Annotated in this window: 15 protein-coding genes and 1 pseudogene; all 16 read left to right on the top strand. The window is 45.2% G+C overall.

Translation table 11 applies throughout. From position 1 onward, the window contains the following. Positions 1-199: 199 nt before the first annotated feature. The 16 genes and pseudogenes from C8N29_RS00735 to C8N29_RS00660 all read left to right on the top strand — a co-directional run bounded on the left by C8N29_RS00735 (position 200) and on the right by C8N29_RS00660 (position 13708). Positions 200-1339: an alpha/beta hydrolase gene (locus C8N29_RS00735; protein WP_107864103.1), complete on the top strand. Its 1140-nt coding sequence runs from the start codon at positions 200-202 to the stop codon at positions 1337-1339. 3 nt (positions 1340-1342) lie between these two features. Next, positions 1343-1654, top strand: a complete 312-nt coding sequence (locus C8N29_RS00730; protein WP_107864102.1) for a TRL-like family protein — start codon at positions 1343-1345, stop codon at positions 1652-1654. Positions 1655-1856: 202 nt separating this feature from the next. Further along, entirely contained in the window at positions 1857-2774 is a 918-nt protein-coding gene (hemC, locus tag C8N29_RS00725) for a hydroxymethylbilane synthase (protein WP_107864101.1), read from the top strand. Further along, positions 2767-3531: a uroporphyrinogen-III synthase gene (locus C8N29_RS00720; RefSeq protein ID WP_107864100.1), complete on the top strand. Its 765-nt coding sequence runs from the start codon at positions 2767-2769 to the stop codon at positions 3529-3531. The genes hemC and C8N29_RS00720 overlap by 8 nt, the downstream gene beginning before the upstream one ends. A gap of 103 nt (positions 3532-3634) precedes the next feature. After that, positions 3635-4627 (top strand): uroporphyrinogen-III C-methyltransferase, encoded by a 993-nt coding sequence (locus C8N29_RS00715; protein ID WP_170106836.1) that lies wholly within the window; start codon positions 3635-3637, stop codon positions 4625-4627. After that, complete coding sequence (locus C8N29_RS00710) at positions 4624-5838, top strand: heme biosynthesis protein HemY (protein WP_107864098.1); 1215 nt, start codon at positions 4624-4626, stop codon at positions 5836-5838. The genes C8N29_RS00715 and C8N29_RS00710 overlap by 4 nt, the downstream gene beginning before the upstream one ends. Positions 5839-5849: 11 nt before the next feature. Beyond that, a pseudogene (locus C8N29_RS00705) lies at positions 5850-6284 on the top strand (acyl-CoA thioesterase); the annotation flags it as partial. A 281-nt stretch (positions 6285-6565) separates the two neighbouring features. After that, positions 6566-6958 (top strand): ATP synthase subunit I, encoded by a 393-nt coding sequence (locus C8N29_RS00700; protein WP_107864097.1) that lies wholly within the window; start codon positions 6566-6568, stop codon positions 6956-6958. A 10-nt stretch (positions 6959-6968) separates the two neighbouring features. Continuing rightward, positions 6969-7850: a F0F1 ATP synthase subunit A gene (atpB, locus tag C8N29_RS00695; protein WP_107864096.1), complete on the top strand. Its 882-nt coding sequence runs from the start codon at positions 6969-6971 to the stop codon at positions 7848-7850. Positions 7851-7893: 43 nt separating this feature from the next. After that, a complete protein-coding gene (gene atpE / locus C8N29_RS00690; RefSeq protein ID WP_107864095.1) occupies positions 7894-8151 on the top strand; it encodes a F0F1 ATP synthase subunit C in 258 nt (85 codons plus the stop codon). Between the two features lie 44 nt (positions 8152-8195). Then, positions 8196-8666 (top strand): F0F1 ATP synthase subunit B, encoded by a 471-nt coding sequence (locus tag C8N29_RS00685; RefSeq protein WP_107864094.1) that lies wholly within the window; start codon positions 8196-8198, stop codon positions 8664-8666. Positions 8667-8686: 20 nt separating this feature from the next. Then, entirely contained in the window at positions 8687-9229 is a 543-nt protein-coding gene (locus C8N29_RS00680) for a F0F1 ATP synthase subunit delta (RefSeq protein ID WP_107864093.1), read from the top strand. A 20-nt stretch (positions 9230-9249) separates the two neighbouring features. Next, on the top strand, positions 9250-10794 hold the full coding sequence (atpA, locus tag C8N29_RS00675) for a F0F1 ATP synthase subunit alpha (protein ID WP_107864092.1): 1545 nt from the start codon (positions 9250-9252) through the stop codon (positions 10792-10794). A 75-nt stretch (positions 10795-10869) separates the two neighbouring features. Then, positions 10870-11739, top strand: coding sequence for a F0F1 ATP synthase subunit gamma (atpG, locus tag C8N29_RS00670; RefSeq protein WP_107864091.1), 870 nt, complete (start codon positions 10870-10872; stop codon positions 11737-11739). A gap of 87 nt (positions 11740-11826) precedes the next feature. Further along, on the top strand, positions 11827-13221 hold the full coding sequence (atpD, locus tag C8N29_RS00665; RefSeq protein WP_107864090.1) for a F0F1 ATP synthase subunit beta: 1395 nt from the start codon (positions 11827-11829) through the stop codon (positions 13219-13221). Between the two features lie 67 nt (positions 13222-13288). Then, the gene (locus C8N29_RS00660) at positions 13289-13708 is read left to right on the top strand and encodes a F0F1 ATP synthase subunit epsilon (RefSeq protein WP_107864089.1); all 420 of its coding nucleotides are present in this window, start codon (positions 13289-13291) and stop codon (positions 13706-13708) included. Positions 13709-13766 lie beyond the last annotated feature (58 nt).

Here is a 13766-nt window from a genome sequence, read left to right as displayed (position 1 = left end):
CATCGACTCGTCTTATTTAAATAATAGGCCATCTTACGAAGTTGGGGCTTAAGGTCTAAACATAAAAATAGCCCGCTAAAACAAATAACGACTTACACATCGCGGTGTACCTATTCTTTAGTCAATAAAGTGTGCACCTAACGGATTCAAAAAAAGTAAGTCTCAATCTGTACCATGGTTCTGTGGTTGGGGAACGTGTATGAATAACTGGCGTTTATTGGCGATTCGATGCTTATTGCTAGTCACAGCCGTTACGGGTTTAGGCGCATGCAGTAGTATGCATAACGTCAAGTCTGAAGAGCCAGAAAAATATATATTGGGCGATAACGCAACCGATGCCCGTTATTTTTACACGCGCAGTGGTCTGCGTTTGTTTGGTCAATGGTGGCTACCTGCTGAACGTCCCCGTGCGGTGATTCTACTGGTTCATGGCACGGTATTTCATTCTGGATTCTACTCACCGTGGGCAAACGAATTAACAAAAAATGGCTATGCGGTTTTTGGTATTGACTTGCGTGGTTGGGGGCAATCTCAAGGTTATGGTCGCCGTGGTAGCGTGGGCAGCTATGATGAGTATGTGGAAGATGTCACGCTAGCCCGTCGAGAAATTCGTAAACGCTTCCCCAATATTCCTGTCTATTTACAAGGTGAATCGTTGGGTGGGGCGGTCGTCTTGATGGCGAATATGATGGATAAAGTCTCGAGTGATGGCCTGATTGTCAATGCCCCTGCGGTCAAGCCGAATCCGTCTGCATTAGTAGGCATTCCTGTACCTGATAAGTTGATGTCTTTTGGTATGTGGGCAGTATCGCAAGCAGACGCAGTAGCACCTGAATTTCCATCCTTGCCCATCTTAAAACCCTTCGTGGGTCGCGTGATGGCCGATAAAGAGGCACGGGAGCGTTTTAATACCGACCCCAATGCGACACGTACCGCTCTGCCTTTAAGTTATATTTCTGCCATTCAAAATGCCTCCGAGCGTTTACAAGAGAATATCAACAACATCCGCTCGCCGATGATTATTTTACAAGGCACTAAAGATGTATTAGTCCCCGAATCATCCAGCCAGTTTCTATACGATAATATCCAAAGCCAAGATAAAACCTTACGTGTATACAAGGGCATGCGTCATGCCACCTTGCATGATTCAGATAAACGTGCGGTTTGGGATGATATTATTAGTTGGTTAGATAACCACGCCGACCAAGCACTTGCTGCACGCAAATTATTGCCTGATGAAACTGAAATTTCTGCTGCGGATGAAGTAGAACCAGCCGTAGAAAAAGCGGCATATCGTCCAAAGTATCCAAAACTCACGATGACAACAACGAGGAATTAAGCAATGAAAAATTTCTTGTGGCCTTTAGCGTTAGCCACAATGTTAACAGGTTGTGCGACTGCCGTTAGTCCTATCAATGGCGGGTTTTACACCAATGTTAAAGCGCCAATGTTAGTGACAGACAACCCAGATAAACCCACTAAAATTGGACGTGCTTCGGTTCGTACCATTTTAGGTGTGTATGCCGTGGGCGATGCCAGTATTGAAGCAGCGGCCAAAAACGCGGGCATCACCCGTATTCACCATGTCGACTATCAATCAGAAAATATTTTAGGTGTGGTGGCGGATTTTACGGTGATTGTCTACGGTAACTAATTGCCTTGTTGTCACTCAGTTAATAAAAAGCCTCAGGAGTCATGTATTTCTGAGGTTTTTTTATGACTGTGAGCTTTTGTTGCCTATGCAATGGATATGATATAGGGGCATAGCTATGCCTTGGCGTATCTATCAGCCATTTTCCGTGTTTCTTATCCCAAACTCAGGTTAAAATAACCACTTAACCGTGTGAGAAATCATTATGCAAACCTTGAGAATTGCGACACGCAAAAGTCCATTGGCGTTGTGGCAGGCAGAATACGTCAAAGCAAATTTATTAAAATATCATCCCAATTTACAGGTTGAGTTAGTCACGTTTACCACTCAGGGCGATAAAATATTAGATACCCCCTTAGCCAAGATTGGCGGCAAAGGTTTGTTTGTTAAAGAATTAGAAATGGCCATGTTGGAAGGCCGAGCCGATATTGCAGTTCACTCGATGAAAGATGTGCCTATGGAGTGTCCTGATGGTTTAGCTATTACCACCATTTGTGAACGTGAAGACCCCACGGATGCCTTAGTGTCTAATAACTATGCTTCGTTAATGGACTTACCAGACGGTGCGATTGTTGGTACATCCAGTTTGCGGCGTCAGTGTCAATTGCGGGCATTACGTCCAGACCTCGTGCTACGTGATTTACGCGGTAATGTGGGTTCGCGTTTAGCACGTTTAGATAATCAAGAATATGATGCCATCATTTTGGCGAGTGCAGGTCTAAAGCGTTTGGGCTTAGCGTCACGTATTGCACAATCACTCACCCAGCTTTTACCTGCGGTTGGTCAAGGGGCAGTAGGTATTGAAGCGCGTACTGAGGATACAGCTGTACAGGCCTTGTTAGCACCACTCCATCACCAAGCAACGGCATGGTGTGTGCATGCCGAACGTGCCATGAATCGTCGATTACAAGGTGGATGTCAGGTGCCTATTGCTGGATTTGCTGAGTTAGAAAATGAAGGCCTACGCTTAAAGGCCTTAGTTGGCAGTGTAGATGGCCAGCAAATACTTCAACACAGTGCGTATACGCCTGATTTAACGCAGTTAGACCTATTGGGACAACACGTAGCGGATACGCTGCTGGCACAAGGTGCAGACCGTATTTTGGCGGCTGTTTATGGCTGATTTAGCCCATTGGCAGATTATTAATACCCGACCCGCAGCAAGAGCCGCGTCATTAACCGCCGCTTTACAAGCGGCTGGCGTGACGGTATTTGAATTGCCACTACTAGAAATCGAGCCACTCGTTATTTCAGACAAACAGCGACAGTATTTGCTTAATTTATCAGATTATCACACGGTATTTGTCGTCAGCCCAACGGCTGCGCAACTCGGACTGGCAGTGTTAGCGGATTATTGGCCACAGTGGCCTGTTGGCATGGATTGGTTAGCTGTAGGTGAGGCAACAGCCCGTGTGCTACGTGAATATCAATTAGACCCGATTGTCCCTCCACAAGAAACCAGTGAAGGTTTACTGCGCTTGCCTGCTTTGCAGCAATTAAGTGCGGGGCAACGCTTATTGGTATTACGAGGGGAGGGGGGGCGAAATTTAGTACGAGAACAATTGAGTGCGCGTGGTGTCCGTGTTGATTATTTAGACCTGTATCGTCGTCAGTTACCCGCACTCGCGTTACAACAATGGCAATCTTGGCAAGTACAGACCACTTATCAGGGGGTGATTATTACCAGTGGCGAGAGTTGGCGCTACTGGTTGCAAATCACACAGGGACAGGCCACGTATATTAGGCCAATTATCATCAGCGAGCGTTTAGGGCAACTTCTCCAACAAGAAGGATGCACGGATTATCTACTTGCCCGCAGTACACGTCCCGACGATATTATTCTAGCGATTCGACAAAGCGAGCACGATTCGCCGCGATAGGATTGTAACTTGAACAGGATAACAGTATAACGTCACTCAAGAGCGTCTAAGCCCACCCTCACGCGGCCACACACCGTGGCGCATGGACAGAAGATATAAAACGATGAGTCAAACACGGCAACCAATACATGTTTTTCCTAAAATCACCCTAAAACTGGGCGTATGGGGACGCTTTGGACTTGTCTTAGCGATTATCACCGCCATTGCATGTTATATCTTATATGACAATGGGGTGCGTTATAAAAACCGTGAAAAACGCCACTATACCGAAGTCATGCAACACATTACGCAATTGACTCAGCAACAGCAGCACTTAATGGATGAAAATGCGGCTTTCAAAAAGCATATTGCCAATTTACAACAGCAATTAGACCAATTTGAACGGGGCTTGAATCCTCAGCAGCAGCAACAATGGCGCTTAAAACAAGTTGCCCGTTATTTGCAATTAGCTGACCAACACTTGTTGTTACAAGCCGATATTCCCTCTGCTCAACAATTACTTGAAGTCGCAGATAACCTATTGTCCGAACAGCCAGACCGTCAACTGTTGGCCTTACGAGAAGCCATCGCCGCCGATAAGCTCGCATTGACGACGGCCGAGCAAGTAGACAAAGCAGGGATTTCTTTGCGTTTAGATGCGCTCAAAAAACAGGTGAATACAGTACTGCCTACCATCACACAGGCTGTAGCACAGCAAGGTACGCTTCAATCCCCCCCTGCAGAGCAAGGTGCATGGGCAAAAGCATGGACAGCCTTACAAAAATTAGTCACCATTCGCCATTATGACCAAGCGGTTAAGCCTTTATTACCCGAAGACCAGCGTTGGTTGTTACAGCAGCAGGTTTATTTGGCATTGAGTCAAGCGCAATTGGCATTATGGTCTGGCCAAGACACCCGTTATCAACAAAGTTTGGCAGAAGTAGAACAGTTATTACAAGATTATCAACAGTTAAACCCCTATTATCAGGCGATTGTCAGTGAGACAAAACAATTAAAAACCATTGATTTACAAGTGACTATTCCGCATTTGACACAAAGTCAGCAAGTGTTAGCGTCGTTATTGAATCAAGAGCCTATGCAGGTAACACAGCCATGACACGCTTGTTATTATTGCTGTTCAGTCTACTGTTAGGTGGTGGCTTAGCGCTATTATTTTTGGCCGATAACGGTTATGTCTTGATTGCATGGCAACAAAGCTCGATTGAAATGAGTTTGGCCTTAGCACTTTTGCTCATGCTACTGTCGGTACTGATTCTATTTAGTGCTATTGAACTCTTATTAGGCGTTTTTGGTGTACGTATTTTATTGCGTAAATGGTTACAACGTCGACGATATCAACAAGCACAACAGCATTTTCATAAAGGCTTATATTGGTCGAGCTTAGCCGAATACAAACAAGCCGAAAAAGCATTTGCCCGCTCTGCTGAGTTTGCCAGTGAGGGTCTAGCTGCTTATTTGGCAGCCGCCGACGCGGCACAACAGCAAGGGGCGATACAACGGGCAGAAGACTATTTACAGCGAGCCGACATACCCGCGCACCGTATTCCTGTACAAATGGCTCGTATTCGCTTATGGATGGCCACAGGCCAGTGGGAAGTAGCGGCCAGTAGTCTCAAGTTATTTTATCAGCACGACCGTAAACAGACGATAATTGCTGAGTTGTTGATTGAGGTATTAGTCAAATTACAGGCATGGCCAGACCTCATAGAGTTATTACCCTTACTTACCAAAACCTTAGCTTATCAGGAGAGTCCTGCTAGCCTAAATGACGCCTATCAACGGAGCATGCAATGGCTCGTCCAGACAGGCAGTCGTGTTGATAAAGTGGCCACACTCAAACGTCTACGCGACTTTTGGGCGACTATCCCCAACTTTGCACAACAAAACATCGAAATTATCTTGAGTTACGCACAAGCAGTGGTTGCCATCGGCTTTGATGAAGAAGCCGAAGACCTCATTCGTAGCACACTAGACCAAGAATGGCATAATGGCTTAGTAGAGTTATATGGTCGTTTGCGTTATTCACAGCCCGAACAGAGCTTAGCTAAAGCCAAAGAATGGCTCAAGAAGAGGCCACAAAACCCTGTTTTATTATTAACACTGGGGCGATTAAGTATGCAGAACCGTTTGTGGGACGATGCAAAAGCCTATTTTGAACAAAGTCTGACATTACACAAGAATACAGAAACCTATGCCGAGTTTGTCCGTTTATTACAGCATCTCAATGACCCTGAGGCTAACCATTACTTAATCGCAGGCTTAAATCAACTGATTAGTAAACCTCTTCCCAATTTACCGTTGCCATAGGAAGCTCATCAATGACGATAGCTAACTTAAATGCTTTTCCCATCGTACAACCTCAGACTGTCGTTTGGGGGGAGATGGATGCCTTTGGTCATGTCAATAATGTGGCATATTATCGTTATTTTGAAAGTGTACGCATTAGCTATCTGCAAGCCATTGGTGCGTTAGACCAACTCACAGAAATGAATCCTGTTGTTGCGGCAAACTCGTGTCGCTATTTGAAGTCTGTGAGTTATCCCGATGAGTTGGAGTTAGGTGCGCGAGTTGTAGAATTACGCAGTTCGGGCTTTCGTATGGAATATGCGCTCATGAGCCGCAGCTTAAAATGTCTTGTTGCTACGGGTGAAGCCATTGTCGTCATGGTAGATAAAGAAGGCAAAAAGATGGCATTACCCGAAGAATTTCGACAAACTATCATTAACTTAGAGCAAACAGTTGGTAATGATTTAGCCGTCGACGAAAATAACCCTCACAAACAGCCTGAAACCCTATTGGGCAAAGCGTTATCAAAAATCAATCCACTTCGTGAGAAATAATCATCAAAAAGTAACAAACTCTTGCTAATTTAGTGTGCAATATATACAATGCGCGCGCTCAAATTGCAGACGAATTTCGTTTGTTCTGTATACAGTTTGCTGCATAATGTGCAAATTAAGCCGAAATTATGCATGCCTGACACTGACATATAGAGCATATGCAAGACCTATAACTGCCTGTTTTGGGAGCCAGTGTGAGTAGGCCTCAACCACTTGTCGATAAAACGCCTGCTGTGCGTTTAATCAAAGGGCAACTCATGGTCGCTATCACCATCACGCTCATTGCGTCTTTTTGGGGTAGTTGGTCGTCGCTATCAGCAGGAGTGGGCGCAAGTATCGCCGTCATCGGTAGTGCTTATTTCGCACTACAAGCATTTCGCCATGCAGGGGCAGGCTCTGCAAAGCAAATAGTGAGAAGTTTTTATAAAGGGGCAGCAGGTCGTTTTGTGTTAACCGTACTGCTCTTTTCGGCTGCGTTTGCAGGTATCAAGGCGCTGCAAGCGGGCTGGGTGCTCGCAGGTTTCTTTATCGTACAGCTTGTCGCTTGGGTGTCCCCGTTGTGGGATGCGCTAAGACACAAGCCTTAATGGGTGCAATATGGCTGGAAATTCTACGGAATATATTAAGCATCACCTTACCAATTTAACGTATGGCGAGTTGCCTGCAGGTTATGTCCGTCAACATGCTGATGGTACGACGGAAACGTTAACTGAAGCGACGTGGACAATGGCGCATAGTGGCGATGAAGCTGCTGCTATGGGGTTTAAAGCCGTTCACTTAGACAGTATTGGTTGGTCGATTGCTTTGGGTTTGTTTTTTTGTTTGGTGTTTCGTTCGGTTGCTAAAAAAGCAACAAGCGGTGTGCCAAGTGGCTTACAAAATTTTGTTGAAATGATTGTTGAGTTTGTTGATACCAACGTCAAAGATACATTTCATGGTAAGTCAGCGTTAATTGCCCCCTTAGCATTAACGATTTTCTGCTGGGTCTTCCTAATGAACTTTATGGATTTGATTCCAGTTGACTTTATTCCTGTTGCTGCCCAAGCCTTAGGTCTGCATTACATGAAGGTTGTACCTTCTACAGACCCTAATATTACCTTGGGTATGTCGATTTCAGTTTTCTTTTTAGTTTTGTTTTACAGCATCAAGATGAAAGGTATCGGTGGTTTTGCAGGTGAGTTGGCCTTAAATCCATTTAATCCTAAAAACCCAATCTTGAAAGCGTTTTTTATTCCAATTAACTTGATTTTGGAAGGTGTTACTTTAATTGCTAAGCCTGTTTCGTTGGGTTTGCGACTCTTTGGTAACATGTACGCTGGTGAGTTGATTTTTATCCTGATTGCTTTGCTGCCGTTTGGTGTGCAATGGTTGTTATCTGTGCCTTGGGCTATCTTCCACATCTTGGTTATCACATTACAAGCCTTCATCTTTATGATGTTGACGATTGTGTACCTGAGTATGGCCAGTGAACACCACTAATTGAGTTTCTTTTCCTTTTGACTACTAACTGAGGTAATTCGCAATGGAAACCGTGATTGGCTTGACCGCTATCGCCGCCGCTATCCTGATCGCTTTTGGTGCGTTGGGTACCGCTGTAGGTTTTGGTTTGTTGGGTGGTAAGTTTTTGGAAGGCGTTGCCCGTCAACCAGAATTAGCGCCACAATTGCAAGTTAAAATGTTTATCGTTGCAGGTTTGCTTGACGCTGTTCCAATGATCGGTGTAGGTATTGGTTTATTCTTTGTATTCGCCAACCCATTCATTGGCTTGTTGGGTCAATAAGTCGCTTAGCGCATATCCACTGCAAAGCCAAATGAGGTGTTAGCATGAATATTAATGCAACCTTGCTGGGGCAGGCCATTTCTTTCGCAATCTTCGTGTGGTTCTGCATGAAGTTCGTTTGGCCGCCATTAACAGCAGCGCTTGCTGAACGGCAAAAGAAAATCGCAGACGGTTTGAACGCTGCGAGTAAGGCTCAAGACGATTTGAAAATAGCTCAAGAGCAAGTTGCTCAAGAGTTGAAAGCGGCTAAAGACCAGAGTGCTCAGTTAATTGAGCAGGCAAATCGTCGTGCTAACCAATTGGTTGAAGAAGCAAAGGCACAAGCCCAAGCAGAGAGTGAGCGTATCAAAGCGCAAGCGCGTGAACAGATTGAGCAAGAAACTAATCGTGCTCGTGATGCCTTACGTGCGCAAGTGGCTGCATTAGCAGTTGCGGGTGCTGAGAAAATTTTGCAAGCTGAAGTAAACGCGGCAGCACACGCAGCGATGCTAAATAAATTAGCGGCTGAGTTATAACTCTCTGAGAGACTGTGAACATGGCTGAATTAACCACTGTGGCACGTCCGTACGCAAAAGCAGCGTTTGAATACGCTAATGCCGAAGGTAAGTTGGAATTGGCCATTTGGTCAAAACAACTCACCTTGGCAGCAGCCATCGTTCAGGATGCTGACTTTGCCCGTTACCTGTCACGCCCAAGCATGACTGTAGCCGAACAAGAAACGGCATTGTTTGCTGCCTGCGGTGGGGAGTTATCTGCTAGTGTGCGTAACTTTCTAAGTCTTGTTGCAGCTAACAAACGTTTGATGGCATTGCCCGCTATTACTGAGTTATACGAAGTATTAAAAGCCCAAGCCGAAAATACTGCTGATGTTGTCGTAATTAGTGCCTTTGATGTGTCTGATGACCAACAAGATGCACTCGCCAAACAGTTAGCGGTAAAATTGGGTGCTCGTATCAATCTCCGTACTGAAGTTGATGCCACCTTAATTGGTGGTGTGATTGTTCGGACGGGTGACTTAGTAATTGATGCTTCCGTGCGCGGAAAATTGGCAAAATTGACTGCCGCCCTGAATATATAATTTTTGAGGAACAGCGCATCATGCAGCAACTGAATCCTTCCGAGATCAGCTCGCTGATTAAACAGCGTATTAGCGATCTCAACGCCACTGCTGAAGCCCGTAATGAAGGCACAGTGGTCAAAGTGTCTGACGGTATCGTTCGCATTCACGGTTTAGCCGATGTAATGTATGGCGAAATGATTGAGTTCGATGGTGGCACCTTCGGTATGGCTCTTAACTTAGAGCAAGATTCGGTTGGTGCTGTGGTGTTGGGTGACTACTTAGGTTTACAAGAAGGCCAAAAAGTACGTTGCACAGGCCGTATTTTAGAAGTGCCTGTTGGTCCAGAACTTTTAGGTCGTGTCGTTGATGCGTTGGGTAAGCCAATCGATGGCAAAGGCCCAATCAATGCCAAAGTGACTGACGCGGTAGAAAAAGTAGCACCAGGCGTTATTTGGCGTAAATCGGTTGATCAACCTGTACAAACAGGTTACAAGGCCGTTGACGCGATGATTCCTATTGGTCGTGGCCAGCGTGAGTTAATTATCGGTGACCGTCAAACGGGTAAAACCGCGATGGCGATTGACGCGATTATCGCTCAAAAAAGCTCTGGTATTAAGTGTATCTACGTGGCTGTTGGTCAAAAACAATCAACGATTGCTAACGTTGTGCGTAAGTTAGAAGAAACGGGTGCAATGGCTTACACGACTGTAGTAGCCGCCTCTGCTTCTGAACCTGCTGCAATGCAATTCTTAGCGCCATACTCTGGTTGTACGATGGGTGAGTACTTCCGTGACCGTGGTGAAGATGCGTTGATTATTTATGATGATTTGTCTAAGCAGGCGGTTGCTTATCGTCAAATCTCCTTGTTATTACGTCGTCCACCAGGACGCGAAGCCTACCCAGGTGACGTATTCTATTTACACAGCCGTTTATTAGAACGTGCTTCTCGTGTATCTGAAGAATATGTAGAAAAGTTCACCAACGGTGAAGTGAAAGGTCAAACAGGTTCTTTAACTGCGTTACCCATCATTGAAACCCAAGCAGGTGACGTTTCTGCTTTCGTGCCAACCAACGTAATTTCGATTACTGACGGTCAAATCTTCTTAGAAACCAGTTTGTTTAACTCAGGTATTCGTCCTGCGGTTAACGCGGGTATTTCCGTATCGCGTGTAGGTGGTGCGGCGCAAACGAAGATTATCAAGAAGTTATCGGGTGGTATCCGTACCTCCTTAGCTCAATACCGTGAATTGGCTGCGTTTGCGCAATTCGCTTCTGACTTAGATGAAGCCACTCGCAAACAATTAGAGCATGGTCAACGCGTAACTGAGTTAATGAAGCAAAAACAATATGCGCCATTAAGTATTGCTGAAATGGCCTTGTCAATTTTTGCTGCTAACGAAGGTTATTTGTTAGACGTGCCAGTTGCTAAAATTGGTGCTTTTGAAGCGGCGTTACATAGCTACATGAATAGTCAGCATAAAGCCTTGATGGATAACATCAATGCCACAGCTAACTATGACAAAGACATTGAAGCAGAGCTACGTAAAGGCATTACAAACTTCAAAGCCACTCAGTCTTGGTAAGTCCTTAGATTTAAGCCAATTCAACTTTGAATTGGCTTAATCAGTAGGCGACAGTCCAACAACGATGGTGAGACTATGGCAGGCTTAAAAGAGATTCGTAGCAAAGTCGCTAGTATTAAGAGTACGCAAAAGATTACCAAGGCGATGCAATTGGTAGCGGCCTCTAAAATGCGTAGAGCGCAAGAGCGCATGGCACAAGGCCGTCCTTATGCCGATAAAATGCGTCGTGTCATTGCCCATTTAGTACAAGCTAATCCTGAGTACAAACATGCTTATATGGTGGATAGACCGGTTAAGCGCGTGGGCTATATTGTCGTGTCTTCTGACCGTGGTTTGTGTGGTGGTTTAAATATTAACTTATTTAAGCGTACTGTACAGTCGGTGAAGTCATGGCGTGAGCAAGGAGTAGAAGCAGAGTTTTGCTTGATTGGCCAAAAAGCCACTACTTTCTTCAAATCGGTCGGTGGTAAAGTCGTTGCAGTAAAAACGCAGTTAGGTGATGCCCCGTCCTTAGAGCAGTTAATTGGTGCTGTCAAAGTCATGTTAGATGCCTTTGACCGTGGTGAAATTGACCGTATTTATTTGGTCAATAACCAATTTGTCAACACCATGACCCAAAAACCTGTAGTCAGCCAATTGGTACCCCTCAGTGCAGATAACGGTGACCAACCGTTAAAACGTGAGCATAGTTGGGATTACTTGTATGAGCCTGAAGCCGCACCTTTGTTGGATGCACTGATGGTTCGTTTTATCGAGTCACAAGTCTATCAAGGTGTGGTTGAAAACATCGCTTGTGAGCAAGCCGCACGTATGATTGCGATGAAGGCTGCAACCGATAATGCAGGTGAGTTAATTCGTAGTTTGCAGTTGGTGTATAACAAATTACGTCAGGCAGCGATTACTCGTGAAATTTCTGAAATCGTCGGCGGTGCTGCCGCGGTTTAATGCAGTGCTTGGCTTTTAGTCAAGAGAATCAGCACTAAAAGTCAAGACTGAAGAATTCAGTATTGCCAGTTTTAAGAGGAAATCCCGATGAGCAGCGGTCAAATCGTTCAGATTATCGGTGCGGTTATTGATGTTGAATTTCCGCGCGACAGCGTGCCAAAAGTCTATGATGCTTTAAAAGTTGATGGCACTGCCACCACTTTAGAAGTACAACAACAACTCGGTGATGGTATTGTACGTACCATCGCTATGGGTTCAACTGAAGGTTTGAAACGTGGTTTGCCCGTTAGCAACACCAATGCACCTATTTCTGTGCCAGTCGGTACAGCAACCTTAGGTCGTATTATGGATGTGTTGGGTAATCCAATCGACGAAGCTGGTCCAATCGGTGAAAAAGAGACATGGTCTATTCACCGTAAAGCACCAAGCTATGATGAGCAATCTGGTGCAACCGAATTACTCGAAACCGGTATCAAAGTTATCGACTTACTCTGTCCATTCGCGAAGGGTGGTAAAGTAGGTTTGTTCGGTGGTGCAGGTGTAGGTAAAACCGTTAACATGATGGAGCTTATCAACAACATCGCTAAAGCACACTCTGGTTTGTCTGTGTTTGCGGGTGTAGGTGAGCGTACTCGTGAAGGTAACGACTTCTACCATGAAATGAAAGATTCAGGTGTTGTTGGTAAAGTAGCGATGGTTTACGGTCAGATGAATGAGCCGCCAGGAAACCGTTTACGTGTTGCCTTGACAGGTTTGACCATGGCCGAATACTTCCGTGACGAAAAAGACGAAAGCGGTAAAGGCCGTGACGTGTTGTTGTTCGTTGACAACATTTATCGTTACACCTTAGCAGGTACAGAAGTTTCTGCGTTGTTAGGTCGTATGCCATCTGCGGTAGGTTATCAACCCACATTGGCCGAAGAAATGGGTGTGTTACAAGAGCGTATTACCTCGACTAAGTCGGGTTCTATTACCTCTGTACAAGCCGTTTACGTTCCAGCCGACGACTTGACTGACCCATCACCCGCAACAACCTTCGCTCACTTAGACGCGACGGTGGTATTGAGCCGTGATATTGCTTCTTTAGGTATTTATCCAGCGGTTGACCCCTTAGATTCTACTAGCCGTCAATTAGATCCTTTAGTTGTTGGCGAAGAGCATTACACAGTTGCTCGTGGTGTACAAACGGTATTACAACGTTACAAAGAATTAAAAGACATTATCGCCATCTTAGGTATGGACGAATTGTCTGAAGAAGATAAGTTAGTGGTTTACCGCGCACGTAAAATCCAACGTTTCTTATCTCAACCATTCCACGTAGCGGAAGTATTTACAGGTTCTCCAGGTAAGTATGTTTCGTTAAAAGAAACCATCCGTGGCTTCAAAGGTATTTTGGCTGGTGAATATGACCACATGCCAGAACAAGCCTTCTACATGGTTGGTGGTATTGACGAAGCCGTTGAAAAAGCCAAAAAAGTTTAATACTGTGCAAATAGGGTAGGTTGATTATCAACCTGCCTTGCGCTTCAACAAAGCGTGGAGGCCTAACATGGCAAACAGCTTACATTGCGATATTGTTAGCATTAAAGAAGCTATTTATACAGGTAGCGTTGAGATGCTGATTGCTCACGGTCGAGTGGGTGATATCGGTATTTTGCCAGGCCATGCGCCCTTATTGACACAATTAAATCCTGGTCCTGTTCGCGTGATTAAAGAAGGCGGTCAGGAAGAAGTATTTTATGTGTCAGGCGGCGTTTTGGAAGTACAACCACACGTAGTGACTATCTTGGCAGATACGGCGGTTCGTGCTGATGGTATTGACGAAGCAGCAGCAATTAAAGCGCGTGAAGATGCGTTAGCCGCTTTGCAGAACCAAAAATCCGAAATGGATACGGGTGCTGCACTCGCTGCCTTAGCGGAAGCAGCAGGTCAGTTGCGTACTTTGCAACAGTTAAAAAATCGCGCTTGATATATTGATGATGAAGACTGTATGAAAAAGCACTCTGGTTATCTGTGAAAATTAAGTG

The organism is Agitococcus lubricus, from assembly GCF_003051055.1.
In the GTDB taxonomy this organism is placed as follows: domain Bacteria; phylum Pseudomonadota; class Gammaproteobacteria; order Pseudomonadales; family Moraxellaceae; genus Agitococcus; species Agitococcus lubricus.
The sequence above is the reverse complement of the archived record's forward strand: the minus strand, read 5'-3'. Positions and strand labels throughout refer to the sequence as shown.